The sequence below is a fragment of the Ectopseudomonas guguanensis genome (assembly GCF_900104265.1).
Classification (GTDB): domain Bacteria; phylum Pseudomonadota; class Gammaproteobacteria; order Pseudomonadales; family Pseudomonadaceae; genus Aquipseudomonas; species Aquipseudomonas guguanensis.
This window is the reverse complement of the sequence record NZ_FNJJ01000002.1, coordinates 331,457-357,995: the sequence shown is the minus strand read 5'-3', so window position 1 is coordinate 357,995 and position 26,539 is coordinate 331,457. Positions and strand designations below refer to the sequence as shown.

Here is a 26,539-nt window from a genome sequence, read left to right as displayed (position 1 = left end):
ATACTTAGCAAGCGCCGCCTTTGCCGTTACACTGCGCGACCTTTTCGGCGGACGCCTGTCCGCCTGCGCTGCCCCTGCCTGAGTGGGGCTTCGCGGTCGACGCCCGTCGGCCAGTCGCTATCCTGACCCCTACGAGGACAAGCCGGTGGTCAAGAAAGCTTCGTCATTTTCCGCCCTGAGCGGTCTCGTCTATTCCACCGATGGCGGTCGCCATTGCCCGGACTGCAACCAGCCGGTGGATGCCTGCATCTGCAAACAGACACGCATCCCCGAGGGTGATGGCATTGCCCGTGTGCGCCGTGAAACCAAGGGCCGTGGCGGCAAGACCGTCACCACGGTAAGCGGTGTACCGCTGGCCGAGGAACCGCTCAAGGAACTGGCCAGCGCGCTGAAGAAACGCTGCGGTACCGGCGGTGCGCTGAAGGACGGGGTGATCGAGATTCAGGGCGATCATGTCGATCTGTTGCTCGCCGAGTTGAGCAAGCGCGGTTTTACCGCGAAGAAGTCCGGCGGCTGACCAGTCCTTTTCTAAACTTCGATGACGCTCATGCGGTCAACCGCCGAGCAAACGTCATCTTGCACCCTTAATTTCCAGGCTGGCCATCCAGAAGGCCAGACTCATCCTCATGGGAGAACCCGATGTCCGCACGACGCACCCGCAAAGACGACGGCAGCCAATGGACCGTAGCCGATAGCCGCAGTGTCTATGGCATTCGCCATTGGGGCGCCGGCTATTTTTCGATCAACGATGCCGGGCGTGTCGAAGTACGCCCCAACGGCCCGGACAGCGCGCCCATCGATCTCTACGATCAGGTCGACGAGCTGCGTCAGAGCGGCCTGTCGCTGCCCTTGCTGGTGCGCTTCCCGGACATCCTGCAGGATCGCGTGCGCCGCCTGACCGGCGCCTTCGACGCCAGCATCGCGCGCCTGGAATACCAGAGCCGCTACACCGCGTTGTATCCGATCAAGGTCAACCAGCAGGAAGCGGTGATCGAGAACATCATCGCCACGCAGAATGTCTCCATCGGCCTGGAAGCCGGCTCCAAGCCCGAGCTGCTGGCCGTGCTGGCGCTGGCACCGAAGGGCGGCACCATAGTTTGCAACGGCTACAAGGACCGCGAGTTCATCCGCCTGGCGCTGATGGGGCAGAAGCTCGGTCACAACGTATTCATCGTCATCGAGAAGGAGTCGGAAGTCGCCCTGGTGATCGAGGAGGCCGCCGAACTCAAGGTCGCCCCGCAGATCGGCCTGCGTGTGCGCCTGTCCTCGCTGGCATCAAGCAAGTGGGCCGACACCGGTGGCGAGAAGTCCAAGTTCGGCCTGTCCGCCGCGCAGATCCTCTCGGTGGTCGAGCGCTTCCGCGCGGCCGGGCTGGACCAGGGCATTCGTCTGCTGCACTTTCACATGGGGTCGCAGATCGCCAACATCGCCGACTACCGCAAGGGTTTCCGCGAGGCCATCCGCTATTACGGCGAGCTGCGCGCCATGGGCCTGCCGGTCGATCACATCGACGTCGGTGGCGGCCTGGGCGTGGACTACGACGGCACCCACTCGCGCAACGCCAGCTCGATCAACTACGACATGCAGGACTACGCCGATGCCGTGGTCGACATGCTCAAGGAATTCTGCGACCGCCAGGAAATCCCCCATCCGCACATCTTCTCCGAGAGCGGCCGGGCGATGACCGCGCACCATGCGGTGCTGCTGGTGCAGGTCACCGATGTCGAGCGGCATAACGACAGGGTGCCGGAGATCGACCCGAGCGCCGAGCAGCCGGAAGTGCTGCAGGTGCTGATCGAGCTGCTCGAAGACAGCGACCCGGAGATGGTCGCCGAAACCTACTGGCGCGCCACCCACTACATCGAGGAAGTCGCCGCGCAGTATTCGGCCGGCAAGCTCAGCCTGGCGCAGAAAGCCCTGGCCGAACAGTGCTACTTCGCCATCTGCCGTCGCCTGCACAACCAGCTCAAGGCCCGTCAGCGTTCGCACCGCGCGGTGCTCGACGAACTCAACGACAAGCTCGCCGACAAGTACATCTGCAACTTCTCGGTGTTCCAGAGCCTGCCGGACACCTGGGCCATCGGCCAGATCCTGCCGATCCTGCCGCTGTCGCGCCTGGACGAGGAGCCGCTGCGCCGCGCCGTATTGCAGGACCTGACCTGTGACTCCGACGGCAAGATCCGCCAGTACGTCGACGAGCAGTCCATCGAGACCAGCCTGCCGGTGCACGAGTTGCGTGAAGGCGAGGATTACGTGCTGGGCATCTTCCTGGTCGGCGCCTATCAGGAAATTCTCGGCGACATGCACAACCTGTTCGGCGATACCGACTCGGTGAACATCTACCAGGGCGCCGATGGCAGCGTGGTGCATGCAGGCATCGAGACCCACGACACCATCGAGGACATGCTGCGCTACGTGCACCTGTCGCCCGAGGAGCTGATGACCCACTACCGCGACAAGGTGGCCAGCGCGCGCATCAGCGCCCGTGAGCGCACCCAGTTCCTCGATGCCTTGCGCCTGGGCCTGACCCGTTCGTCCTACCTGGCTTCATAGGCGGCCTCCGGTAGCGCGGATGCAATTCGGGGCGGTGCAATGTCGGGCATCGTTCCCGGATTGCATCCGGGCTACGGTGTTGCCCTGTGGGAGGCGCTTTAGCGGCGCCTCCCACGGTTCAGCCAATGACGCCATGGCCGCGCGCCATCAGCGCCGCCAGCAGCGGGATGGCCAGCAACAGCAGCAGCTCGATACGGATGCTCCAGGTGACCAGGCGAACCTGCCGGGCGCTCGGCTCTGGCACCTGGCCGGCCTTCACCGCGCCACGCCATTTGATGAACACCAGGGTAGGCAGGATCGACAGCAAGCCGACCAGCACGAACAGGCCGAGCTTGGCGTGGAACAGGCCGTTGCCCATGTAGTACGCCGCGCCCTTGCCGAACCACAGCACGCGGGCGATACCGGTGATCAGCACCAGGCCGGCGCAGATGCCATAGGCCAGGTCGGTGAGCATCAGGCTGCGCGCCCGTGACAGGTCCAGCGGCGCCTTGAACAGCACGTGCTCGATGCTGAGCAGGGCGAACAGGGCGAAAATCGACAGGTAGTGCAGGTAAGCGACGAACGCAGCAGCCATATGGGTTTCCTTGTCTGAGGGTCAGGGCGCCAGCTCGGTACGGTTGCGACCGCCACGCTTGGCCCGGTACAGCGCCTGGTCGGCACGCTTGAGCCCCTCCACGGGGCTCTCGTCGGGGGCGAGCAGTGCGCAGCCGAGGCTGGCTGTCTGCGGCACCTCGCCATTCTCCAGTGTCATCGGCTGGCTGGCGATGGCCAGACGGATTCGCTCGGCGACCTGCAGCAGCTCGCGGCCATCGTGCACCTGGGTGATGATGACGAACTCCTCGCCGCCGTTGCGCGTGACCACATCCTGCGGGCGCACGGCGCCGCTCATGCGCCGCGCGCTTTCCCACAGCACGTGGTCGCCGCCATCGTGGCCATGTTGGTCGTTGACCTGCTTGAAGTGGTCCAGGTCGCAGTAGATCAGGCCCACGCGCAGCTGGTTGCGCTCGGCCGCGGCCCGTTCCAGCGGCAGGAAGTGCAGCAGCCCGGCGCGGTTCCACACCTGCGTCAGTGCATCGAGCATGCCCTTGCGCTGCTCGCGACTGAGCGCATCGCGCAGGGCATCGGCCTGTTGCGAACAGTGCTGCAGGTGCAGGTAGTTTTCGGTGAGGTAAGCCAGGTCGCGCAGCTTGAATTGGTCCTGGGGGCCGAACTGGCGCGGCTTCGGGTCCGCCAGGCACAGGGTGCCCAGCGGCAGGCCGGTGGCGTCGTGCAGCGGCCAGCCGGCATAGAAGCGCACGTCAGGTGTGCCGCGTGCCAGCTCGCTGCCGGCGAAGCGTTCGTCCACCTGGCTGTCCTCGACTATTAGTGGCTCGTCGCGTAGCACCGCGTGGGAGCAGTACGACAGGCTGCGTGGCGTCTCGGCCACGTCCAGGCCCTGGCGGCTCTTGAACCACTGGCGATCACGGTCGACCAGCGTGACCAGCGCCATTTTCACCTGGAACAGGTCGTGGGCCAGGCGGGTCAGGGTATCGAGGTAGGGGTCGGCCGGCGTGTCGAGCAGCTCCAGGCGATCGAGGGCCTGCTGGCGTTCGGCTTCATTGGCGGGCAGCGGGACGTTGAGCATGAGCGATCTCTCCTAATGCCGGGGAAGGGAACCACTGGTCGCGACGGCTCAATTTCCAAGCATAGCCAGCCAATACCAGGCTGCGCAGCCCCATGAAACTCAGAAATGCCAACCACAGCCCGTGATTGCCCAGGCCTTGCAGCCACCAGCCCAGCGGCAGCGTCAACGCCAGGGCGATGAGCATGGCATCGCGCATTTCCCGGGCGCGGGTGGCGCCGATGAACAGGCCATCGAGCAGGTAGCTCCACACTGCCAGCAGGGGCAGCAGCGCCAGGTAGGGCAGGAAGTTCAGGGCCAGTTCGCGGACCTCGGCGATGTTGGTCAGCATGCCGACGAACCAGTGCCCGCCGAGCAGGAAGAACAGTGCGAAGCCGGCACTGGCCAGCAGCGACCAGGCACCGGCCACCAGCAGCGAGCGGCGCAGTGCGTCGCGATCGCGCGCGCCCAGGGCATGACCGCACAGGGCTTCGACGGCGTGCGCCAGGCCGTCCAGGGCATAGGCGGTGAGGGTCAGGCCGTTGAGCAGCAGGGCATTGGCCGCCACCGTGGCGTCACCCAGGCGCGTGCCCTGCACGGTGATCAGGAAGAACACCAGCTGCAGCGCCAGGGTGCGGATGAAGATGTCGCGGTTGACCGCCAGCAGCGGGCGCCAGCTGCTCCAGCGTTTCAGGGCGCTGCGCTCGAGGCTTCCGGGGTAGCGGCGCAATGCGCCACGGGCCAGCCACAGGCCGAGCAGGGCGCCGCTCCATTCGGCAATCACCGAGGCCCAGGCGGCGCCGGCCACGCCCCATTCGAGGCCGAGCACGAACAGCAGATCCAGCGCGACGTTGATCAGGTTGGCGGTGAGCAGAATGGCCAGCGGGCCACGGGCGCTCTGCGTGCCCAGCAGCCAGCCAATCAGCGCATAGGTCGCCAGGCTGGCGGGCAGGCCGAGTAGTCGAATCTGGAAATACTGGCGCGCCAGCTGGTCCAGTTCGGCCGATGGTTGCATCAGGCTCAGCGCGGCGCCGCTCAGCGGCAACGCCAGCAGACTCAGGAGCAGGGCCAGCAGCACGCCCAGGCCGAGCCCCTGCACCAGTACCTGGCGCAGCGCCCCGCCATCCTCGCGCCCCGCGGCCTGGGCGGCAAAACCGGTGCTGCCCATGCGCAGAAAACCCATGGCCCAGGTCAGCAGGGTGTAGAGGCTGCCACCGACCGCCACTGCGGCCAACTGATGGGCGTGCGGCAGATGGCCGACCACGGCGGTATCGACCAGCGCCACCATGGGCACCGAGAGGTTGGACAGGATCATCGGCGCCGCCAGTGCCCAGACCTTGCGCTGGGTCGGGGCGTGGCGCCAGGCGTCGAGCAGGGCGGACATGGGCGGCTCCGGGAAAACGCCGATTATAGGCACAGCGCTGGCGGGCTCGCACAGTACCGCAGGAGTGTGAGTGGCTTGGCGAATTCATCGGGATGACTCGTCGCTGTGAGGGCGCCTCGGCTATAGTTGTCGGCCTCTGCGCCCCCTCATTCCGGAGCCCGCAATGCCGAACAAAGGACTGCTTCTGGCCTTGGTGCTGAGCCTGCTCAGCGCCTGTGATTCCTCTGCCCCCCCTGCCACGGTGACCCCCGCTGCCCCTGCTGCGCAACAGCCGCAGGTGCCCGCGCCAGCGGTCGACCGCGAGGCGCTGGCCAAGCGCTATGCCGGGCGCGAACTGGAGGTGGTCGATGTTTCCGAGGTGCAGCTCGATGGCGCCAGCGCGCTGTCGGTGACCTTCTCCATCCCGCTGGACCCCGACCAGCCCTTCGCCGAGCGCCTGCATCTGGTCGACAGCACCGCCGGCAAGGTCGATGGCGCCTGGGAGCTGACCGACAACCTCAGTGAGCTGCGCCTGCGCCATCTGGAGCCGCAGCGCAAGCTGGTGCTGACCATCGATGCCGGGTTGAAGTCGATCAACGGCGGCAAGCTGGCCGGCGAGCATGTCAGCCGTCTGCAAACCCGTGACCTGCAGGCCAGCGTCGGTTTCGCCAGCCGTGGTTCGCTGCTGCCGACGCGCCTGGCCGAAGGTCTGCCGGTGATCGCGCTGAACGTCCACAAGGTCAATGTCGAGTTCTTCCGCATCAAGCCCGAGTCGCTGCCGCGATTCCTCTCGCGCTGGGGCCGCGCCAGTAACCTGGATACCTGGGAAGCGCGCGAGCTGCTGCCGATGGCCGATCTGGTCTACGGCGGCCGCTTCGACCTCAATCCGGCGCGCAATACCCGCGAAACCCTGCTGCTGCCCATCGCCGGCCTGGAGCCGTTCAAGCAGCCTGGCGTTTACCTGGCGGTGATGCGCGAGGCCGGCAGCTACAGCTATTCGCAACCGGCCACGCTGTTTTCCCTGAGCGACATCGGCCTCTCCGCGCATCGCTATCGTGACCGTCTCGACGTATTCACCCAGGCGCTGGAAGGCGGCAAGGCGCAGTCCGGCGTGCAGCTGGAACTGCTCGATGGCGAAGGTGCTCTGCTCGCCGAGGGCAAGACCGACTCGGCTGGTCATGCGCAGTTGCCGCTGCCGGCCAAGGCCCAGGTGCTGCTGGCCAAGCAGGACGAGCAGACCAGCGTGCTGCGCCTGAACTCGCCGGCGCTGGACCTGGCCGAGTTCGACATTGCCGGCCCCAAGGCGCATGCCCTGCAGTTCTTCGTGTTCGGCCCGCGTGATCTGTATCGCCCCGGCGAGACCGTGCTGCTCAACGGCCTGCTGCGCGATGCCGACGGCAGTCCGGTCAAGGCCCAGCCGGTCAGCGTCGAGGTGCGCCGTCCGGACGAGCAGATCAGCCGCAAGTTCGTCTGGAATGCTGGCGATAACGGCCTCTATCAATATCAGTTGCCGCTGGCCGAAGAGGCGCCAACCGGACGCTGGCAGTTGGTGCTCGATCTGGGCGACGGCAACCCGCAGCTCTATGAATTCCTCGTCGAGGACTTCCTGCCCGAGCGCATGGCCCTGGAGCTCAAGGGCCAGGAACAGCCCTACGCGCCGGGTGACAGCGCCGAGTTCGCGGTGATTGGACGTTACCTCTACGGTGCGCCGGCCGCCGGTAATCGCCTGACCGGGCAACTCTACGTGCGCCCGCTGCGTGAGGCGGTGGCGAGCTTGCCGGGCTATCAGTTCGGCGATATCACCGAGGCCGATCTGAGCCAGGATCAGGAGCTCGACGAGGTCAATCTCGACGACCAGGGCCGCGCCGTGCTGCGCCCGGAAAACCGCTGGGGCGAGGCCAAGTCGCCGCTGCGTCTGATCCTCCAGGCCAGCCTGCAGGAGTCCGGCGGCCGCCCGATCACCCGCCGCATCGTCCAGCCGGTCTGGCCAGCCGAGCGCCTGCCGGGCCTGCGTGGCCTGTTCGAGGGCGAGGAAGTCGACGCCGACAGCCTGGCCGAATTCGAAATCCTGGTGGCCGACGCCGCCGGCAACAAGCTGGCCGCCGACAACCTCAACGTGCGCCTGGTGCGCGAACGCCGCGACTATTTCTGGAGCTTCTCCGACGGTGAAGGCTGGCGTCACAACTACAACGAGAAATTCCTGACTCTCAGCGACGAGCCGCTGAAGGTCGCCGCGGGCGGCACCGCCAAGGTCAGCTTCCCGGTGGAGTGGGGCCCGTATCGGGTCGAGGTAGTGGACAACCAGACCGGCCTGGTCAGCAGCCTGCGCTTCTGGGCCGGCTACCGCTGGCAGGACAACGCCGATGGCGGCGCGGTGCGCCCGGACCAGGTCAAGCTGGCGCTGGATAAACCCGCCTATTCCGCGGGAGACGTGGCCAGGATCACCGTCACCCCGCCCGCTGCCGGCAACGGCTACCTGCTGGTCGAGTCCAGCGAGGGGCCGCTGTGGTGGGAGGAAATCAGCGTGCCGGCTGAAGGCAAGACCTTCGAACTGCCCATCGACAAGAAATGGGCGCGCCACGACCTCTACCTCAGCGCCCTGGTGATTCGCCCGGGCGAGCGCAAGGCGCAGGTCACCCCGAAACGTGCGGTCGGCCTGCTGCATCTGCCGCTGGAACGTGCTCCGCGCAAGCTGGCGGTGAGCCTGGAGGCGCCAGAGAAGATGCGGCCCAAACAGCCACTTAAGGTAAAGGTCAGTGCACGTAATGCCGACGGCAGCATTCCTGACAAGGTGCATGTGCTGGTCGCCGCGGTGGACGTGGGCATCCTCAACATCACCAGTTACGCCACGCCCGATCCATTCGCCACCTTCTTCGGGCGCAAGGCCTATGGCGCCGACCAGCTGGATATCTACGGCCAACTGATCGAGGCCCAGGGGCGCGTCGCCAGCCTGGCCTTTGGTGGTGACGCCGGCCTTGCCGCCGGTGGCAAGCGCCCGGATACCAGTGTGCTGATTGTCGCCCTGCAGAGCGATGCACTGAAGTTGAACGACAAGGGCGAAGGCGAAGTCAGCCTGGATATCCCCGATTTCAACGGTGAACTGCGCCTGATGGCCCAGGCATGGACCGACGAGCGCTTCGGCATGGCCGAGGCCAAGACGGTGGTCGCGGCGCCGCTGATCGCCGAGCTGTCGATGCCGCGCTTCCTCGCCGGCGGCGACGAAACCACCCTGGCGCTGGACCTGACCAACCTGTCCGGCGCCGAGCAGCAGCTCGACGTGCAGGTCGGTGTGGAGGGTCAGCTGCGTCTGCTCAACCAGGGCGAAGCGCCGATCCGCCTGAACGATGGTCAGCGCACTACCTTGCGCATTCCGGTGCGCGCCGAAGGCGGCCTGGGCCAGGGGCGTATCCACGTCGAGGTGCAGGGGCTGGTGCTGCCGAACGAGACGCTGGGTGATTTCAGCCGCGAGTGGACGCTGGGTATCCGTCCGGCCTACCCGGCGCAGCTGCAACACTTCCGTGCGGTACTGGGGGAGGGCGAGCCCTGGAGCCTTCCGGCCGGTACCCTCGACCAGTTCGAGCCTGCCGGGCTGGAAGCGGTGCTGGCGCTGTCGAGCCGGCCGCCGCTGAACCTCGGCGAGCAGATCCGTGCACTCAAGGCCTATCCGTACGGCTGTCTGGAGCAGACCACCAGTGGCCTGTACCCGTCGCTGTACGCCGACGCTGCGAGCCTCAAGCGCCTGGGGCTGGAAGGCGAGCCGGACGAGCAGCGACGCAGGAGCATCGAACTGGGTATCGAGCGTCTGCTCGGCATGCAGCGGCATAACGGTGGCTTCGGCCTGTGGAGCGCCGAGAGCGAAGAGGAATACTGGCTCACCGCCTATGTCACCGACTTCCTCCTGCGGGCCCGCGAGCAGGGCTTCGGCGTACCGGCCGAGGCGCTGAAGAAGGCCAATGATCGCCTGCTGCGCTATTTGCAGCAGAGCAGCCTGATCGAGGCCAGCTACAGCCAGGACTTCGCCCATACCCGCTTCGCCGTGCAGGCCTACGCCGGCTACGTTCTGGCGCGCAGCCAGCAGGCACCGCTGGGCGCGCTGCGTAGCCTGTTCGACCGGCGCAGCGAGGCGCGCTCCGGCCTGCCGCTGGTGCAACTGGCCGCGGCGCTGAAGCTGATGGGCGATGCGCCGCGCGCCGAGCAGGCGCTGAACCAGGGGCTGATCCAGCAGCGCGACGGCGAACGCTGGATGGCCGACTACGGCAGCCCGCTACGCGACCAGGCGCTGATTCTCGCCTTGCTTGAGGAGCACGACCTGGCGGCCGGCCAGCGCGAGCAGCGTCTGTTCAATCTGGCCGATGAGCTGGCCGGTCAGCGCTGGCTGTCGACCCAGGAACGCAACGCGCTGTTCCTCGCCGGGCGCGGCATTCTCGGCAAGCCGGAGCAGACCTGGAGCGCCAGGCTTGCCAGCGGCGCCTTCCAGTTCGAGCTGAGCGACCAGCAGCCCGGTATCAAGCTGGAGCGTGGCGAGCTGGCCGAACCGCTGAGCGTGAGCAACGCCGGCAGCGCCAAGCTGTATCAGCAACTGACCCTGTCCGGTTATCCGAGCCAGGCGCCGCGCGCCGGTGGCGAGAACCTCAGCATCGAGCGCGAGTATCTGGGCATGGATGGCCGTCCGCTCGACCTGCAGCGTCTGGACAGCGGTGAGCTGGTGCTGGTGCACCTGGCCGTGCGGGCCAGGGAGCGCGTGCCGGATGCACTGGTGGTGGACCTGCTGCCGGCCGGCCTGGAGCTGGAAAACCAGAACCTGGCACAGAGCGCGGCGAGCCTTGATGACGCTGGCAGCAACGTCAAGGAATGGCGCCAGTCGATGCAGAACGCGCGGATCAAGCACCAGGAATATCGCGGCGACCGCTACGTGGCGGCGGTGGATGTGGAGGGCTACGGCACTACCCATCTGCTCTACCTGGCCCGTGCGGTGACGCCGGGCAGCTACCGTGTACCGCCACCGCAGGTCGAATCCATGTACCGCCCGAGCTGGCAGGCACTGGGGAATGCGCCGGATAGTCTGGTGGTGAGGGGGCGCTAAAAGCGGCCCCGGATTGCATCCGGCTACAGATCGCGTAGCCCGGATGCAATCCGGGGATTTTCGAGCACAAGGAGGTGCCGAATGGTGAAATACCGAAGAGCCAAGGTAGCCGGCGGCTGTTATTTCTTGACGCTGGCTCTGCAAGACAGACGTAGTGATCTGCTGTTCAAAAACGCGGCGCTATTACGTCGATGTTTGCAGGATACGCAGGCTCGACTGCCTTTTCGTGTGCCCGCGTTGGTGGTGCTGCCAGAGCACCTGCACATGCTGATGGTGCTACCACCTGATGACGCCGATTCCTCTGCGCGAATCCGTATGCTCAAGGCCTCGTTCATGGGAGCACTACGCCAGCAGGTTGGCAGCGAAGTACAAACCAACGCCAAAGGCGAGGCCAATATCTGGCAGCGACGATTCTGGGAGCATCTGATTCGTGACGAGCAGGATTACCGCCATCATGTGGATTACATCCATATCAACCCGCTCAAGCATGGTCTGGTCACTCGCGTACGGGATTGGCCGTTTTCCAGCTTTCATCATTATGTGCGTCAAGGCTTGCTACCCATCGACTGGGCCGGCGAAGCAGGTGTCGAGATCGAAGATGCTGGTGAATGAGGTATTCCCCGGATTTCATCCGGGCTACGCGGGATCTGTAGCCCGGATGCAATCCGGGAGCTTGTGCTGACCATGCGACTCAACCGCCTAGGTCGCTGGCTTATCGTCGCTTGCGTACCCTTAGCCCTGCTCTGGCTAGCCGACCGCCTGTTCCCGCTGCCCCTGCCCGAAGACGACCTGGCGCGCGTGGTGCTGGCCGAAGACGGTACGCCGCTGTGGCGCTTTGCTGATCGCGACGGTGTATGGCGCTACCCGGTGACGCCGGACGAGGTCTCGCCCTATTACCTGGAAGCCCTGCTGACCTACGAGGATCGCTGGTTTCGGCAGCACCCCGGCATCAACCCGCTGGCGCTCGGGCGTGCCGCCTGGCAGAACCTGACCGGCGGGCGCGTGGTGTCCGGCGGCAGCACGCTGTCGATGCAGGTGGCGCGGCTGCTCGATCCGCATGGCCGTGACCTGCCCGGCAAGCTCAAGCAGCTGTGGCGCACCGCGCAGCTGGAGTGGCACCTCTCCAAGGACGAGATCCTCACCCTGTATCTCAATCGTGCGCCTTTCGGCGGCACCCTGGAGGGCGTCGCGGCGGCGAGCTGGAGCTACCTGGGCAAGCCACCAAGCCAGCTCACACGCGCCGATGCCGCGCTGCTCGCCGTGCTGCCGCAGGCGCCGAGCCGCTTGCGCCCGGATCGCCATCCCGAGCGTGCCCAGGCGGCGCGCGACAAGGTGCTGCGGCGCCTGGGCGAATTTCAGGTGTGGCCGCAGGCGCAGGTGGACGAAGCGCTGGAAGAGCCGGTGTTTCTCGCGCCGCGCCGCGAGCCGAGCCTGGCGCCTTTGCTGGCGCGGCGGCTGAACCGCGCCGGCAGCCCGCCGCTGATTCGCACCACCCTCGATGCCGGCTTGCAACTACGCCTGGAAGACCTGCTGCTGGGCTGGCGCGCGCGCCTGCCGGAGCGCACCTCGGCGGCTATCCTGGTGGTGGAGCACCCGAGCATGGCGGTGCGCGCCTACCTGGGCTCGGTGGACATCGCTGACACCTCGCGCTTCGGCCACGTCGATATGGTCCGCGCCCTGCGTTCGCCCGGCTCGACGCTCAAGCCCTTTCTCTACGGCATGGCGCTGGATGCCGGGCTGATCCATTCCGAGTCGCTGCTGCAGGACGTGCCGCGGCATTACGGCGACTACCGCCCCGGCAACTTCGCCGCCGGTTTCATCGGCCCGGTGTCGGCCAGCGAGGCGCTGGCTACCTCGCTCAACCTGCCCGCCGTGCAACTGCTGGAAGCCTACGGGCCGAAGCGTTTTGCCGGCGAGCTGCGCAGCGCGGGGCTGCCGATCCGTCTGCCGGCGTTGGCCGAGCCCAACCTGGCGCTGATCCTTGGTGGCGGCGGCGCGCGGCTGGAGTCGCTGGTGGCCGGTTACAGTGCCTTCGCCCGCGGTGGCATGGCGGCCCGCCCACGCCTGCAGCCGGACGATGAATTGCGCGAGCGCCGTCTGCTGTCGCCCGGTTCGGCCTGGATAATCCGCCGCATCCTCAGCGGCCAGGCGCGGCCGGATCGCGATCCGCGCGCGCAGCTGGCGCAGCGCCCGACCCTGGCCTGGAAGACCGGCACCAGCTATGGCTTTCGCGATGCCTGGGCCATCGGTGTCGGGCCGCGCCATCTGATCGGCATCTGGATCGGTCGACCGGACGGCACCCCGGTGCCCGGCCAGTTCGGCCTGGCCTCGGCTGCGCCGCTGTTGCTGCAGGTGCATGATCTGCTGGTAGGGCGCGACAGCCAGCGCGGCATCGCCGCACCGGCCGATCCGCAGCCGGCCGAGGTCGGCGTGGCCGCCATCTGCTGGCCGCTGGGCCAGCCCATGAGCAAGGAAGATCCCAACTGCCGGCGCCTGCGCTTCGCCTGGACGCTGCAAGGCACCACGCCACCCACCCTGCAGGCCGCCGATCAGCCGCTGGGTAGCGGCCTGCGCGAGCGTTACTGGGTCAATGCAGCGGGGCGGCGCGTCGGGCCTGCCTGTGCCGGCGCCGAGACGCGCGAGCTGGTGCTGTGGCCGGCGCCGCTGGAGCCCTGGTTGCCGCGCCGGGAACGGCGTACCGCGCGCTTGCCGGGCATCGATTCGAGCTGTCCACCGCCAGGCGGCAGCCAGGTAGCGCCGCTGTCCATCGTCGGCGTACGCGATGGTGACCGCCTGCGCCGGCCGCAGGGCAGTCATGAACCGCTGCGCCTCAGCCTGTCTGCCCTGGGCGGCAATGGGCGGCGCTGGTGGTTTGTCGATGGCCGGCCGTTGGGTGACAGCGCCCAGGATGCGTCCTTCAGTCAACCCTTCGACAGTGGCAGGCATCAGCTCAGCGTGCTCGACGAAGTGGGGCAGACCGCCCAGGTGCAGTTCGAGATTGCCGACTGAGCGGTCCCCAGGGTGGCATTTCGCTGGCTAAACTCAAGGAATCGGGCCGGACGAGCGAGACGCGATGACCAGGTTGCTGCATCTGCTGCTGTTGTCGCTGTTCTGCGTCGATCTTCCGGCGACGGAGCTGGTGCTCTATACGGAAGAAAACCCGCCCATCAATTTCAGCCAGGCCGGCGAGCTGGACGGGATGGCCGTCGAGGTGGTGAGGGAGTTGCTGCAGCGTACCGACAGCCGCGCGCAGATGCTCAGCGTGCCCTGGGCACGCGGTTACCGGATGGCGACCACCCAGCCCGATGTCGGCCTGTTCGTGACGGTGCGTACCCCGGAGCGCGAGACGTTGTTCCGCTGGGTCGGGCCGATCATCAGTACCAGCACTACCCTGTACGCACGCAGCGGCGAGGCGCTGCCGGTCACCACCCTGGAGGAGGCCCGGCAGCTGGGGCGAATCGCCGTGCCGCGTGACTGGTATTCGCATCAGGTACTGGTGCGGCTGGGCTTCAGCAACCTGGAGCTGGTACCCAAGCCTCACGAAATGGTGCGCATGACCCTGCTGGGGCGGGTGCCCCTGATGGTCTACGAGGACCAGCTGCTGCCCGGCCTGCTGCAGGAAGTGGGGGCGCCGCCGGACGCGTTGCAGCCCGTGCATACCTTCATGCGCACCAGCAGCTACATTGCCTTCTCCCTCGGCACCGACCCTATAAGGGTGCAGCGCTGGCAGGCTGCACTCGACGCGATGAAGCGCGACGGCAGCTTCGCGCGCATCCATCAGCGCTGGTTTCCCGATGAGCCGCCCGCCGGATTGCAGGCCGATCAGGATTTGCTGCCGTGAAGGGGCGCAGCCTTCCGTACGTCTGAAAACGACAGGAAAGGCTCATTTCTTCGTCCGCAGCGCCGATAGGGTTTTCGTATGAGTCCGCCTGTAATATTGTGGACATGATTGTATCCAATCAATCCTGCACTTCTCCGGAGAGCCCTATGCGTCTATGGCAGCGCAGTATCCAATGGCAGTTGATACTCAGCATGGGCGCCGCCCTGCTGGCCAGCATTCTGATCGTCGTGGGCATCTACTCGGCGGTGGTCGACCGTCTGACCGAGCGCTACCTGATCGAAGAGGCGCTGCCGGCTAGGGTGCTGGCGATACGCAACGATCTGGAGCGCGTGCTGACCGCGCCGATCACGGCCAACGCTTCGATTGCCGAGAACAGCCTGGTGCAGGACTGGCTGGCTGCCGGTGAGGATGCCGCGCGGCGCGACGAGTTCGCCCGCTATCTCGAAGGCGTGCGCGCCCAGCAGAACGCCATGACCACTTCCATCGTCGCCCTGGCCAGTGGCAACTACACCACCGGCGAAGGACTGATGCGCACCCTCGACCGCAGCCAGGCAGAGAACCAGTGGTTCTATCGCCTGGTCGACAGCGACCGTGACCGCGTGCTGGAGATCGATATCGACAAGACCACGCGTCTGCCCACGCTGTTCATCAACCAGCGCATCAAGCGTGGCGGCAAGACCCTCGGCGTTTCCGGGCTGGGCTACGACCTGGCGGGCATGTCGAGGATGATCAGCGAGTTCCGCTTCGGCGAGCGTGGTCAAGTGTTCCTGATCGACGGCCAGGGCAACGTCAAGGTGCATCCACGCTCGGAATTGAGTGGCAACGGCAAGCTCGACGAGCTGTTCGGCGCCGATGCCGGCCGTCTGGCGCTGGCCGGCGATGGCCGCGCGGTGCGCTTCGAGCGCGGCGGCGAGACCTTTCTCGCCGTGGCGCAGAAGTTCGCCAGCATCGACTGGCTGCTGGTCAGCGAGGTGCCGGAGGCGGAAATCTATGCCGAGGCGCGTCAGGCGTTGCTGCTGACCAGCCTGATCGGCATCGCCGTGGCGCTGTTGTTCCTCGGCCTGGTGGTGTGGCTGGCGCGCGGGCTGGTGCGGCCGATCCGCCAGGTCACCCAGGCGCTGGTGGAAATCGGTGGCGGTGGCGGCGACCTGACGCGGCGCCTCGACGAGTCACGGGCCGACGAGCTGGGCGACCTGGCCCGCGGCTTCAACCGCTTCCTGGCCAGCCAGCGCGAGCTGATCGGCGACGTGCTGGCCACCAGCGAGCGCCTGCGTACCGCGGTCGGCCAGGTGGCGCGGGTGGTGGAGAATACCGCCGGGCGCGCCGGGCAGCAGCAGGAGATGACCGACATGGTGGCCACCGCTGTACACGAGATGGGCCTGACCGTGCAGGAAATCGCGCGCAACGCCAGCAATGCCGCGCAGTCCTCGCACACGGCGCGCGAGGAGGCGAAGACCGCGCGCCAGGTGGTGGGACAATCCATTGCCCATATCGAGCGGATGTCCGCCGATATCGGCAGCGCCGCCGAGGCGGTGGGCGAACTGGCCGAGCAGGTCGCCTCCATCGACCAGGTGCTGGCGGTGATCCGCGGCATCTCCGAGCAGACCAATCTGCTGGCGCTCAACGCTGCCATCGAGGCGGCGCGGGCCGGCGAGATGGGCCGCGGTTTCGCCGTGGTCGCCGATGAGGTGCGCACCCTGGCCAGCCGCACCCAGGCCTCCACCGACGAAATCCAGCAGATGATCCAGCGCCTCAAGCAGGGTGCGGAAACCGCCGTCAGTTCGATGCACGCCGGCCAGTCGGCCACTCACACCGGCGTCGAGTCCAGCCAGCGTACGGGGCAGTCGCTCGGGGCGATCACCGAGCAGGTCGAGCGCATCAGCGACATGAACACCCAGGTGGCGGCAGCGACCGAGGAACAGAGTTCGGTGACCGAGGAGATCAACCGCAACGTGCAGGGCATCGCCGACCTGGCGCATGCCACGGCGGGTGAAGTGCGCGCCTGCCGCGAGGATTGCCAGACGCTGAGCCGCCTGGCCGATGACCTGGCGGGGCAGATGGGCAAGTTCAGGCTGTAATTCCTGAGGCCCGTTCTCAGTGATCGGCCGCGACCAGGCGGTTGCGGCCCTCGCGCTTGGCCCGGTACAGGGCGCTGTCGACGCGGCGGAAGAAGGCGTCGGCATCACTGTCCTGGCGTTTGTCGAAACAGCCGACGCCCAGGCTGGTAGTCAGGGCCAGGCGCTGACCGGCCAGCAGCAGGCCTTCGGTTTCCAGCTCCTGACGAAAGTGCTCGGCCAGGTCCCAGGCCTGGGCCAGGGTGGTGCCCGGCAGCAGCACGCCGAACTCCTCGCCGCCGAGGCGCAGCAGGGCGTCTGCGTCACGGCGAAACACCCTGCGCATGCGCTCGGCAAAGGCACTGAGGCAGGCATCGCCACCGGCATGGCCGTGTTCGTCGTTCACTTTCTTGAAGAAGTCGATGTCCATCAGCACCAGCGACAGCGGCTCGCCCCGACGCACGGCATTGGCCACCAGGCTGGGGAACAGGTTGTTGAACTGATAGCGGTTGCCCAGCTGGGTCAGGCTGTCGGTGCGGCTGAGCAGGTCGAGCTGGCTCTGCTGTTCCAGCAGTTTCAGTTCCAGGTCGAGCGTGGCGCGGTATTCCCGGTGGTTGCGGCCGAGCACCAGTACCAGGTAGCCGAGGTAGCAGGCCAGGGTGATCAGCGTCGTATGCTGTTGCTGCCAGTTCAGCGCCATCACCGCCAGGCCCGGCAGGTAGAGCAGGGCCAATGCCAGCAGGGCGCGACCACGACGCATGGCGAAATTGAAGGTCATCGCCGTGCTGAAGGCTACCGTGGCCAGGGTGGCGATGATTTCCGAGTCGTTGTAGGCGTCGCTGTAGATCGCCAGCGCGTGGGCCTGGCCCCAGCACAGCGCGGTCAGCAGGATCAGCCCCCAGTGGCGATCGAGCCAGCGCTGCAGTTGCACGGGATCGTCCACCTCATCGGGGCGGTGCAGCAGGCGCGCCGCCAGCAGCGCGCCGAACAGTGCGCAACCCAGCACGCCGCTGATGATCAGCTCGCCCGGTGCGGCGCTGAACACCCAGGTCAGCAGCCAGGCGAGCAGATAGAAGACGCCCCCCAGGCGGGTGCGGATGCGGGTGTCATCCACTTCCCGCCACAGGGCGAAGGTGTTGAGCTGGCGCGGTACTTCGGCGTCGGTCATGTTGTCTGGCCCGCTATCACTGGCGGCCACCGTTGGGCCGTCGCAGAGGACATCGGAACCTTCTCCAGGGGCTTTTTGTGATCACAGAAACTGCCTGTCTGAGCATAGCGCCTTTTTGTGACGGTAAGGATGTCCATTTGCCAGTATTGGCCGCCGCTCGTCAGCCGCGGCGAATCATCCAGATGCCGGCAACGATCAGCAGCAGCCCGGCGACCTTGCCGAAGGTGATGGGCGATTCGCGAAAACCGGCCCAGCCGAAATGGTCGAGGGTGATGGCCATGGCCAACTGGCCGGCGATCACCAGCACCATGAACAGCAGCGCACCGACCCGCGGCCCGGCGAAAGCGGCGGTGGCGATGAAGAAGGCGCCGAGCAGACCGCCGCTCCAGTGCCACCAGGTCAGCGCTCTGAGCGCGCCGAGGCCGGGCATTTCGCGCTGGCCGAGGGTCATCAGCAGCAGCGCCAGGCCGCCCACGCTGAAGGAGATCAACGCCGCGGCCAGCACGCTGGAGAGATGGCGGGCAAGCTGGCCGTTGATGCCGGCCTGCAGCGGCAGCACGGCGCCGGCGATGAACGGCAGGGCGAGCAGCCAGCCGCTGACATGATTCATGGGCAACTCCAGAAGGGACAAGTGAGATGAAGGGCGTTACGGCAGAGGCTTTTCCAGTTGCACCAGGGCGACGCGGCTGCCATCGGGCGCGCGGCGCTCGACGATGCCGATGGCGTTGTAGCCCAGGCGGCTGTAGAGCAGCAGGCCGCCGGCATTGGCGTTGAAGCAGGAAACCTTCATCAGCGGCGCCTTGTAACGCTGCCGTGCGAGGGTTTCCATCACCTCGACCAGGTACTGGGCCACGCCCCGGCTGCGCGCCCAGGGCGCCACCATCAGGTTGCCCAGGGCGCAGAACTCGCCGTGCTGCCACTGGTAGAAATTGGCGAAGCCGGCGATCCTGCCGTCGAGTTCGGCGACCGTGCTTTCGCGGCGTTCGGCGATGGCCGCGGCGAGCTGGCCGACGTTCAGCGGCCAGACGGCCTTGGGGTAGCAGAAGAACAATTCATCGACGTTCTGCGGGAAGCCGACCACCTCGTCGAGATCGGCGGCGGTGGCCGGGCGATAGTGCAGCTCAGCATTCAAAACGAAAGGTCCTTGTTCAGCGCGGCGGATACTGCGAGAGCACCTGGGTGACGGTTTCGCGGATAGCCTGTTCGCGTTCTGCCGGTGTCGGCGGCTGGCTGCGCATTACCTGTTCGCCACTGCCACGCCAGACCAGCTTGCCGTCGCGGGCATCGTACAGGTCGATCTGCAGGGTGGCGACCTTGTAGTCCACGCGGCGCGTTTCGGTGAAGGCCGGGCCGCCCCAGTAACCGCCCCAATAGCCCCCCCAGCCACCGCCGTACTGGGTGGTGATCTGGTCCTGACGCTCGTCGACGATCAGCACGCTCTGCACCTTGAGGTCGCCCTTGCCATCGGCTGCCTGGCGCAGGCCGCGCTGGTCGAGCTGTTCGGCCACGGCCTGGCTGATGCGGGCCTCGGTGATGTCGCTTTTCAGGCGGGCGTCATCGGGCTGATAGGCGAGCTTGTCGTCCATCCAGCTCCAGGTACGGTAGGCGGCGAAGTCACGGCTGGGGTCGAAGTCGCGCTCCAGGCTGACGCTGGCGCAGCCGCTCAGCAGCAAGGCGAGGAGCAGGTAGGGCAGGGTACGCATGATGCTCTCCAGAGGCAGTCGATCAATAGGGTGGGTAGCCGTCCAGCGCGGCGCGGATGGCCACGCGCATGGCATCGGCCTGGGCCGCCTGGTCCTTGCCGGCCAGGGCTTCGCCGCTGCCCGACCAGACCACCTGATGGTCGCGTGGGTCGATCAGTTCGATACGCACAACGGCCACTCTCTGTTCGTAGGTACGCACGATGGGTACGCCGCCGTAAGCACCGTAGTGGCGATCCCAGTGGCTGCCGGTGCCATAGTAGCCGCCGACGTTGTCCTGGTACTGGCGCAGACGGGTTTCCTGGCTGATGTAGGCGCGCACCAGCAGGTCGCCTGGGCCGTTGAGCGCCGGGCGCAAGCCGTACTGATCGAGGCCGGCGCTGACGCTGTCGGCCAGTTGCTCGCCGCTGGGCGCTCGGCCGTCCAGCCAGCTCCAGCTGCGGTAGCGGCCGTAATCGCGCGGCGCTGCCGGGTAGGCGCTGCGGTCGAATGTGCTGGCCGCCTCGGGTGGTGCCGGGGGCATTGGCAGCGATTCGGCCTGGTAGGGGTTGTGGCTCTGGCAGGCAGCCAGCAGCGGCAGGATGAGTATGGCTATGGCGGTGCGCATGGTCGTCTCCGTGGTCGTGCGCGACATCCCCGATGGCTTCAGGCTACGCCGGGCTACCGGCTTCGTCCAATGCGCTCAGGTCGGTCGACAGATCCAGTGCAGGTAGCGGCCCAGGCCGGTGAAAGTCGGGTGGCGCCGATGGGCCAGCTCCATTTCCAGCAGGTCGATCAGCTCGGCCTTGGTCTGGAATTCCTGCGGCATGTAGTCGTGGAACACGCGCACGCCGCTACGGCTTTCGACCTGCCAGTGTTCGCCGAGTTGCGCGTCCAGCTCCCTTGGGTCGAGCGGGCGTTGCGGGGTCAGGCTCTGGCCTTCGCCAGCGAAGCGTTCCTTGCGCAGCTTGCGAAAATGCCCCTTGAGCAGGTTGCGGTAGATCAGCGCGTCCTTGTTGTAGAAGGCCAGCGACAGCCAGCCGTCCTTGGCCGTCAGCTGGTGCAGCACCGGCAGGATGGCCGCCGGCTCGGCCAGCCATTCCAGTACGGCATGGCACAGCACCAGATCGAAGGGCTGCTGCAGCTGGCCGAGCAGTTCCTGCCAGGGCGCCTGGATGAAGGTGGCGTGCTGTCCAGCCTCGGTGAAGCGCTGGCGAGCCCCTTCGAGCATGGGTTCGGCGGGTTCGGCCAGGGTGACGTCATGACCACGCTGGGCCAGCCACAGGCTCATGTGGCCGAGGCCGGCACCGACATCCAGCACACGCAGCGGCCGGTCCGGCAGTGCTTCGGCCAGGTCGGCCTGCAGCACGGCGAGGCGGATGGCACCCTTGGCGCCGCCGTAGATCTTCTCGGCGAAGCGGGTGGCGAGTTCGTCGAAGTGGCGGTCGCTCATTTGAGGAAGCGCCGTTCGTTGTCGGCGAGCTTGTCGAGCACCACCTGGTTCATGTCCAGGCCCAGCTCGCTGCACAGTTGCAGGAGGTAGAGCACCACGTCGGCCACTTCCTGCCCGGCGTGGGCGAGCTGTTCGGGGGACAGCTGGCGGGACTGCTCCTCGCTCAGCCACTGGAAGATTTCCACCAGCTCGGCCATTTCCACGCTGGCGGCCATGGCCAGGTTCTTCGGGCTCTGGTAACGGCGCCAATCGTTGTGATCGCGAATGGCGTGCATGCGCGCGGTGAGTGCAGCGATGTTCATGGTGCGGCTCCTTTCGAGCCGCATAGCTTCGGTCCGAAAGGAGCGTGCTGCAAGTTGTTGGCGGGCAAACAGCGGAAGAGTTTGGGCTTTTGTAGGAGCGAGCTCTGCTCGCGAAGCGCTTGCGCTGGCCAGATTCGCGAGCAGAGCTCGCTCCTACACCAAATGCTCACTCCGTAGCCCGGATGCGATCCGGGGGCGCGCATCGAGACTATCCACCCCGGATTGCATCCGGGCTACGTCAGGCAGGTAGCGGCTGCCAGCTCCCGGTCATATGCGGCGTATCGTTTTCGCCGATCAGGCGGAACTGGCCGCTTGCAGCCGGCTCGCTGGCCTGCAGGGCAAGGTGGGTGGGCAGCAGCACCGGTTTCTGGAAGCGCACCTGCACCTCGTAGCCGGCCAGTGGCAGGTGAGCCTGCAGCGCGCCCAGGCTGCGCGCCTTGTTCCACAGACCATGGGCGATGGCGCGGGGGAAACCGAACAGCTTTGCCGTCACGGCATGCAGGTGGATCGGGTTGTAGTCGCCCGCCACGCGGGCGTAACGCCGGCCGGTATCGGCAGGTGCGGCCCAGTCGGCCAGGGGCGCCAGCGGCAGGGGCTCCTGTTCGGCTCGGGGTTGCGGCTGTCCCTCGAGGCGCAGGGCGCGACAGAGGATGCGGCTATCGCCCTCCCACAGCAGGCCGAGCTGGTCCTCCAGGCGGGTGATCAGGCTGAAGGTGGCGCCCTTGTCGTGCGGTTGCAGATCGCGCACCTGCACGCTGAACTGGAACGGCCCCAGCCCACCCAGCGGGCGTAGCACGCGGATGCGGTTCTCTAGGTGCACCAGGCCCAGCAGCGGGAAGGGGAAGCGGCGGTCGGTGAGCAGCTGCATTTGCAACGGGAAAGCGAGGATATGCGGGTACACAGGCGGCAGGTAGGCGTTCTCGGCCAGGCCGCAGACCTGGCGATAGCGCGCCAGGTGCTGCGGGTTAACGTCCACGCGGCAGCGCAGGCCCAGGTCGGGCAACTGGCGGCCGGTGACCTTGCGCCGCAGCGCGGCGCGCAGGAACAGGCCGGGCAGGGCTGGTGGGGTATCGAGATCGAGCCAGTCGATGGCCATTGGCGAACTCCTTGACGAAGGGATGGCAGCAGCTTAACCCTCAGACCCGTGCTGGCATTGGCTGTTCTGCCTGGTGTCTGCGCGGGTCAGTCAATCGCTCCGATGCGCCGTTTGCGCGGCGTGGCTCGCCGGCCCTAAGATGGCGCCGCTCACGAATAAAAAGAACAGCGGGAATCATGCGTGATCTGACCGACGATGTGGCGCTGATGCGCCCGGTAATCGATGCCCTGCGTGCCAGCGGAACCGATCCTGACCGCGTGCTGGTACGCGTTGGCCTGCCGCCCGGCGGGCTGCCGGCCGGCCGTTTCCCCCACGCCGCGCAGGCGGCGTTCTGGAAGGCCGCCAGCGAAGAGTGCGGCGAGGAGCATGTCGGCCTTTACCTGGCCCAGCACCTGCCGGCCTTCCACGGCCTGCTGCTGGAATACCTGTTTCTCTCCAGCGAAACCTTCGGCGCCGGCCTGCGCCATGCCCTGCGCTACGTGCGCCTGCTCTCCGACACCCTCAATGCACGTCTGGACGTGGATGGTGAAACGGCCGTGCTGACCCTGGGCGTGGAGGCCGATACGCCGCGACATTTCCCGGAGATGCTGGCCGGCGCGGTGATCCGGCTGTTCGCTGCCCTGACCGAAAACGATTTTCGCCCGCGCGAGGTGCGCTTCATCCACGCCGAAGGCGCGCCGGCCGAGCGCTACCAGGCCACCTATGGCTGTCCGGCCCGCCTGGGCGCCGAGGACTGCGCCCTGGTCTTCGATGCCGCGGTGCTGAACAAGGCCTCGCGCCACGCCGCCCCGGAGCTGTTGCGCATGCATGAGTCGCTGGCGCGGCGGCAACTGGCAGAAGTGGAAAGACTGGATCTGGTGCGTCAGGTACGCGAGCTGATCGCCGAGTTGCTGGTCGACGGCGGCGCGACGCTGGAGCAGGTGGCCGGCCGCCTGAACATGCCGGCGCGGCGTCTGCGTGAGCGCCTGGCCATGGCCGGCGTGCGCTTCAACGACCTGATCACCGACTACCGCTGCCGCCTGGCCAAGGAGCTGCTGCTCAAGACCGACGAACGTATCGAGGTGATAGTCGAGCGCACCGGCTTTTCCGAGCCGAGCACCTTCTACCGCGCCTTCAAGCGCTGGGTCGGCGAAACGCCGGTGGAGTTTCGCAAGCGCGGGAAGGGATGAAGCGGCTGCAGGCTACAGGCCGCAAGCTGCAGGCAAAAGCTGTCGCGTGATTGCAGGCTCCAGGCCGTGGGAGGGGGCTTTAGCCGCGACCGTCGCCGCTGAAGCGCCTCCCACACAGAGCCACCCGCTTGTGACCGTAGGTGGGCCGGGCGGCGATTCGCTTCAGCAACCGTAGGGTGGGCCGGGCGGCGATCCGCTTCAGCCCACCAGCTCCGCTATCTCAGGCGCCCAGCAGACTCTGCCCACACACCCGCAGCACCTGCGCGGTCACTGCGCCCGAGCCCGGCTGGGCGAACCAGGCCACGGCCTCGGCGACATCCTGCGGCAGGCCGCCCTGGCTCATCGAATTCATCCGTCGTCCGGCTTCGCGGATGCCCAGCGGAATGGCCGCGGTCATCTGCGTTTCGATGAACCCCGGTGCCACGGCATTGATGCTGATGCCCTTCTTGCCCAGCGCCGGCGCCCAGGCCTGGGCCAGGCCGATCACCCCGGCCTTGCTCACTGCGTAGTTGGTCTGGCCCATGTTGCCGGCGATGCCGCTGATCGAGGCGATCAGCACCACGCGGCCGTTGTCGTGCAGCTTGTCGGCGTCCAGCAGCGCCTGGGTCAGCACCTGCGGCGCCTTGAGGTTGACGTCGATCACCGAGTTCCAGAAGGCATCGCTCATCTTCGCCAGGGTCTTGTCGCGGGTGATGCCGGCGTTGTGCACGACGATATCCAGGCCCTCGGGCAGCGCCTCGACCAGGCGCTGCGGCGCGTCCTCGGCGCAGATGTCCAGGGTCACCGCCTGCCCACCCAAACGCGCGGCCAACGCCTGCAGCGCATCGGCCGCCTGTGGCACATCGAGCAGCACCACCTCGGCGCCGTCACGGGCGAGCACTTCGGCAATGGAGGCACCGATGCCGCGCGAGGCGCCGGTGACCAGAGCCTTCTTGCCGGCCAGCGGGCGCGTCCAGTCCCTGACCTGTTCGGCGCAGGCACCGAGCCGCAGCACCTGGCCGGAGACATAGGCGCTCTTGGGCGAGAGGAAGAAACGCAGCGCACCTTCCAGCTGCTGATCGCCACCCTTGCCGACATACAGCAGCTGCACGCTGCCGCCGCGACGAATTTCCTTGCCCAGCGAGCGGGTGAATCCCTCCAGCGAACGCTGCACGCTGGCAGCAATGGGGTCCTTGAGCGACTCGGGGGCGCGGCCCAGCACCACCACGCGCGGGCTGTTGGCCAGGCCCTTGAAGGTGGGCTGGAAGAAGTCGCGCAGCTCGATCAGTTGCTCGAAGCGGGTCAGGTGACTGGCGTCGAATACCAGCGCCTTGAGTTTCGGGCCGTGCTCGGCGGTCCAGCGCGGCAGCTCCAGCTGGCCGTCGCGCGCGGCGAACAGCTGATCGGTGAGCTTGTTGGCGAAGGGCAGCACGGCCTTGAGCAGGTCGCCTTCGCCGCCCAGCAACAGGGCGCCATCCACCGGTCGCACCCGGCCGGCCATCCAGCGTTCCAGGCGCACCGGCGCCGGAAGGCCTAGGGCGCCGACCAGGCGGCGGCCAGTGGGGGAGTTGGCGAAGGCGAGGTAACGATCGGACATGAAGGGCTCCTGCGGGCGAATCGAAAGTCGTGTCACTGTACGCGGCGACAGGCAAAGCGCAATTGACTCTGTTGCCTCACGCGCCGGCAAGGCGGCCAATGTTCGCCACTGTTTGAGGTTTAGCCTGTGCGGCCAGAAGGCTACAGTGTCAGTCTCATGTTTCTGGGAACCGGCTGACGAGCAATAGTTCGTCGTTCGATTCTGCTCATTCGACCAGCAAGGAGTTCTCATGGCCCAGTTGCGCCGGGTCGCCATCGTAGGCGGCAACCGTATTCCGTTCGCCCGTTCCAACACCGTCTACGCCAGGGCGAGCAACCAGCAGATGCTGACCAGCGCCCTCGAAGGGCTGGTGGAGCGCTTCAACCTGCATGGCGAGCGCCTCGGTGAGGTGGTGGCCGGTGCGGTGCTCAAGCATTCGCGTGACTTCAACCTGACCCGCGAATGCGTGCTGGGCTCGCGCCTGGCGCCGGAAACCCCGGCCTACGACCTGCAGCAGGCCTGCGGCACCGGCCTCGAAGCCGCGATTCTGGTGGCCAACAAGATCGCTCTCGGACAGATCGACTGCGGTATCGCCGGCGGCGTCGACACCACCTCGGATGCGCCCATCGGCGTCAACGAGGGGCTGCGCCAGATCCTGCTGGAAGCCAACCGCGGCAAGAGCACGGGCGACAAGATCAAGAGCCTGCTGAAGATTCGCCCGCGCCACCTGGCGCCGCACATTCCGCGCAATGGCGAGCCGCGCACCGGGCTGTCGATGGGCGAGCATTGCGAGCTGATGGCGCAGCGCTGGGCCATCCCTCGCGACGAGCAGGATCAGCTGGCGCTGGCCAGCCACCAGAAGCTGGCGGCGGCCTATGCCGAGGGCTGGCACGACGACCTGATGACGCCGTTTCTCGGCCTGACCCGTGACCAGAACCTGCGCCCGGACATCAGCGCCGAGAAGCTCGCCACCCTCAAGCCCTGCTTCGAGCGCGGCCCGCGCGGCACCCTGACCCCGGCCAACTCCACGCCGCTGACCGATGGCGCCTCGGTGGTGCTGCTGGCCAGCGAGGAGTGGGCCCAGGCCCGCGGCCTGCCGGTGCTGGCCTACCTGCGCGACGGCGAGGCGGCGGCGGTGGATTTCGTCCAGGGCAAGGAGGGCCTGCTGATGGCGCCGGTTTACGCCGTGCCGCGTCTGCTGGCGCGCAACGGCCTGAGCCTGCAGGACTTCGACTACTACGAGATTCACGAAGCCTTCGCCGCCCAGGTGCTGTGCACCCTCAAGGCCTGGGAAGACGCCGACTACTGCAAGGAGCGCCTGGGCCTGGCCGCGCCGCTGGGCGCCATCGATCGCAGCAGGATGAACGTCAAGGGCAGCTCGCTGGCTGCCGGCCACCCGTTCGCCGCCACCGGCGGACGCATCGTCGCCAACCTGGCCAAGCTGCTTGCGGTGGCTGGAGAGGGGCGCGGCCTGATTTCCATCTGCGCCGCGGGCGGTCAGGGTGTGACCGCAATCCTCGAACGGTAATCCAATACGGGTGATTGCAAGTCATCGCGGTCACACGATGTAAGCAACTCCGTGATTCGGGTGGCCCGCATAGCGCGTGGCCGCCCTTTTTTTGC

At 66.9% G+C, this 26,539-nt stretch carries 21 protein-coding genes; 9 read left to right on the top strand and 12 right to left on the bottom strand.

What is annotated here, in order from left to right; genetic code table 11:
* Nucleotides 1-145 precede the first annotated feature (145 nt).
* Both BLS61_RS04105 and speA read left to right on the top strand, forming a co-directional pair.
* Nucleotides 146-517 (top strand): translation initiation factor Sui1, encoded by a 372-nt coding sequence (locus BLS61_RS04105; protein ID WP_024306846.1) that lies wholly within the window; start codon nucleotides 146-148, stop codon nucleotides 515-517.
* Nucleotides 518-639: 122 nt separating this feature from the next.
* The gene (gene speA, locus BLS61_RS04100; protein ID WP_090427709.1) at nucleotides 640-2,553 is read left to right on the top strand and encodes an arginine decarboxylase; all 1,914 of its coding nucleotides are present in this window, start codon (nucleotides 640-642) and stop codon (nucleotides 2,551-2,553) included.
* Between the two features lie 118 nt (nucleotides 2,554-2,671).
* On the opposite strand, the gene BLS61_RS04095 is transcribed toward speA, so the two are convergent.
* The 3 genes from BLS61_RS04095 to BLS61_RS04085 are packed head-to-tail and all read right to left on the bottom strand — an operon-like array spanning nucleotide 2,672 to nucleotide 5,537.
* On the bottom strand, nucleotides 2,672-3,127 hold the full coding sequence (locus tag BLS61_RS04095) for a DUF2214 family protein (RefSeq protein WP_090427706.1): 456 nt from the start codon (nucleotides 3,125-3,127) through the stop codon (nucleotides 2,672-2,674).
* A gap of 21 nt (nucleotides 3,128-3,148) precedes the next feature.
* On the bottom strand, nucleotides 3,149-4,177 hold the full coding sequence (locus BLS61_RS04090) for a sensor domain-containing diguanylate cyclase (protein WP_090427703.1): 1,029 nt from the start codon (nucleotides 4,175-4,177) through the stop codon (nucleotides 3,149-3,151).
* Nucleotides 4,149-5,537: an MATE family efflux transporter gene (locus tag BLS61_RS04085; RefSeq protein ID WP_090427700.1), complete on the bottom strand. Its 1,389-nt coding sequence runs from the start codon at nucleotides 5,535-5,537 to the stop codon at nucleotides 4,149-4,151. The genes BLS61_RS04090 and BLS61_RS04085 overlap by 29 nt, the downstream gene beginning before the upstream one ends.
* A gap of 163 nt (nucleotides 5,538-5,700) precedes the next feature.
* On the opposite strand from BLS61_RS04085, the gene BLS61_RS04080 reads away from it, so the two are divergent.
* From BLS61_RS04080 to BLS61_RS04060, 5 genes are all read left to right on the top strand, one after another.
* Nucleotides 5,701-10,599 carry an alpha-2-macroglobulin family protein gene (locus BLS61_RS04080; RefSeq protein WP_090427697.1) on the top strand — a complete coding sequence of 1,633 codons (4,899 nt, stop codon included), beginning with the start codon at nucleotides 5,701-5,703 and terminating at the stop codon, nucleotides 10,597-10,599.
* A gap of 81 nt (nucleotides 10,600-10,680) precedes the next feature.
* Entirely contained in the window at nucleotides 10,681-11,211 is a 531-nt protein-coding gene (locus BLS61_RS04075; protein ID WP_090427694.1) for an REP-associated tyrosine transposase, read from the top strand.
* 72 nt (nucleotides 11,212-11,283) lie between these two features.
* The gene (pbpC, locus tag BLS61_RS04070) at nucleotides 11,284-13,608 is read left to right on the top strand and encodes a peptidoglycan glycosyltransferase PbpC (RefSeq protein WP_090427691.1); all 2,325 of its coding nucleotides are present in this window, start codon (nucleotides 11,284-11,286) and stop codon (nucleotides 13,606-13,608) included.
* Between the two features lie 64 nt (nucleotides 13,609-13,672).
* Nucleotides 13,673-14,440 carry a substrate-binding periplasmic protein gene (locus BLS61_RS04065; RefSeq protein WP_090427687.1) on the top strand — a complete coding sequence of 256 codons (768 nt, stop codon included), beginning with the start codon at nucleotides 13,673-13,675 and terminating at the stop codon, nucleotides 14,438-14,440.
* A gap of 146 nt (nucleotides 14,441-14,586) precedes the next feature.
* A complete protein-coding gene (locus BLS61_RS04060; RefSeq protein WP_090427684.1) occupies nucleotides 14,587-16,518 on the top strand; it encodes a methyl-accepting chemotaxis protein in 1,932 nt (643 codons plus the stop codon).
* Nucleotides 16,519-16,534: 16 nt separating this feature from the next.
* Here BLS61_RS04060 and BLS61_RS04055 read toward each other — a convergent pair whose 3' ends face one another.
* The 8 genes from BLS61_RS04055 to BLS61_RS04020 form a co-directional block, all read right to left on the bottom strand.
* A complete protein-coding gene (locus BLS61_RS04055) occupies nucleotides 16,535-17,662 on the bottom strand; it encodes a GGDEF domain-containing protein (protein ID WP_090427681.1) in 1,128 nt (375 codons plus the stop codon).
* Nucleotides 17,663-17,822: 160 nt separating this feature from the next.
* Complete coding sequence (locus BLS61_RS04050; protein ID WP_090427677.1) at nucleotides 17,823-18,272, bottom strand: DMT family transporter; 450 nt, start codon at nucleotides 18,270-18,272, stop codon at nucleotides 17,823-17,825.
* 36 nt (nucleotides 18,273-18,308) lie between these two features.
* Nucleotides 18,309-18,794 (bottom strand): GNAT family N-acetyltransferase, encoded by a 486-nt coding sequence (locus tag BLS61_RS04045; protein ID WP_090427674.1) that lies wholly within the window; start codon nucleotides 18,792-18,794, stop codon nucleotides 18,309-18,311.
* Between the two features lie 16 nt (nucleotides 18,795-18,810).
* Nucleotides 18,811-19,368 (bottom strand): DUF4136 domain-containing protein, encoded by a 558-nt coding sequence (locus BLS61_RS04040; RefSeq protein WP_244157909.1) that lies wholly within the window; start codon nucleotides 19,366-19,368, stop codon nucleotides 18,811-18,813.
* Between the two features lie 19 nt (nucleotides 19,369-19,387).
* Complete coding sequence (locus BLS61_RS04035) at nucleotides 19,388-19,969, bottom strand: DUF4136 domain-containing protein (protein WP_090427668.1); 582 nt, start codon at nucleotides 19,967-19,969, stop codon at nucleotides 19,388-19,390.
* A 75-nt stretch (nucleotides 19,970-20,044) separates the two neighbouring features.
* Entirely contained in the window at nucleotides 20,045-20,794 is a 750-nt protein-coding gene (locus BLS61_RS04030) for a methyltransferase domain-containing protein (RefSeq protein ID WP_090427664.1), read from the bottom strand.
* Nucleotides 20,791-21,096 carry a nucleotide pyrophosphohydrolase gene (locus BLS61_RS04025; RefSeq protein ID WP_090427661.1) on the bottom strand — a complete coding sequence of 102 codons (306 nt, stop codon included), beginning with the start codon at nucleotides 21,094-21,096 and terminating at the stop codon, nucleotides 20,791-20,793. The genes BLS61_RS04030 and BLS61_RS04025 overlap by 4 nt, the downstream gene beginning before the upstream one ends.
* Before the next feature lie 238 nt (nucleotides 21,097-21,334).
* Nucleotides 21,335-22,192 (bottom strand): MaoC family dehydratase, encoded by an 858-nt coding sequence (locus BLS61_RS04020; protein WP_090427658.1) that lies wholly within the window; start codon nucleotides 22,190-22,192, stop codon nucleotides 21,335-21,337.
* Between the two features lie 176 nt (nucleotides 22,193-22,368).
* Here BLS61_RS04020 and BLS61_RS04015 point away from each other — a divergent pair, with 176 nt between their 5' ends.
* On the top strand, nucleotides 22,369-23,361 hold the full coding sequence (locus BLS61_RS04015; RefSeq protein WP_090427655.1) for an AraC family transcriptional regulator: 993 nt from the start codon (nucleotides 22,369-22,371) through the stop codon (nucleotides 23,359-23,361).
* A gap of 220 nt (nucleotides 23,362-23,581) precedes the next feature.
* On the opposite strand, the gene BLS61_RS04010 is transcribed toward BLS61_RS04015, so the two are convergent.
* Nucleotides 23,582-24,937: a 3-oxoacyl-ACP reductase gene (locus tag BLS61_RS04010; RefSeq protein WP_090427652.1), complete on the bottom strand. Its 1,356-nt coding sequence runs from the start codon at nucleotides 24,935-24,937 to the stop codon at nucleotides 23,582-23,584.
* Nucleotides 24,938-25,166: 229 nt separating this feature from the next.
* On the opposite strand from BLS61_RS04010, the gene BLS61_RS04005 reads away from it, so the two are divergent.
* On the top strand, nucleotides 25,167-26,444 hold the full coding sequence (locus BLS61_RS04005) for an acetyl-CoA C-acetyltransferase (protein ID WP_090427648.1): 1,278 nt from the start codon (nucleotides 25,167-25,169) through the stop codon (nucleotides 26,442-26,444).
* Nucleotides 26,445-26,539 lie beyond the last annotated feature (95 nt).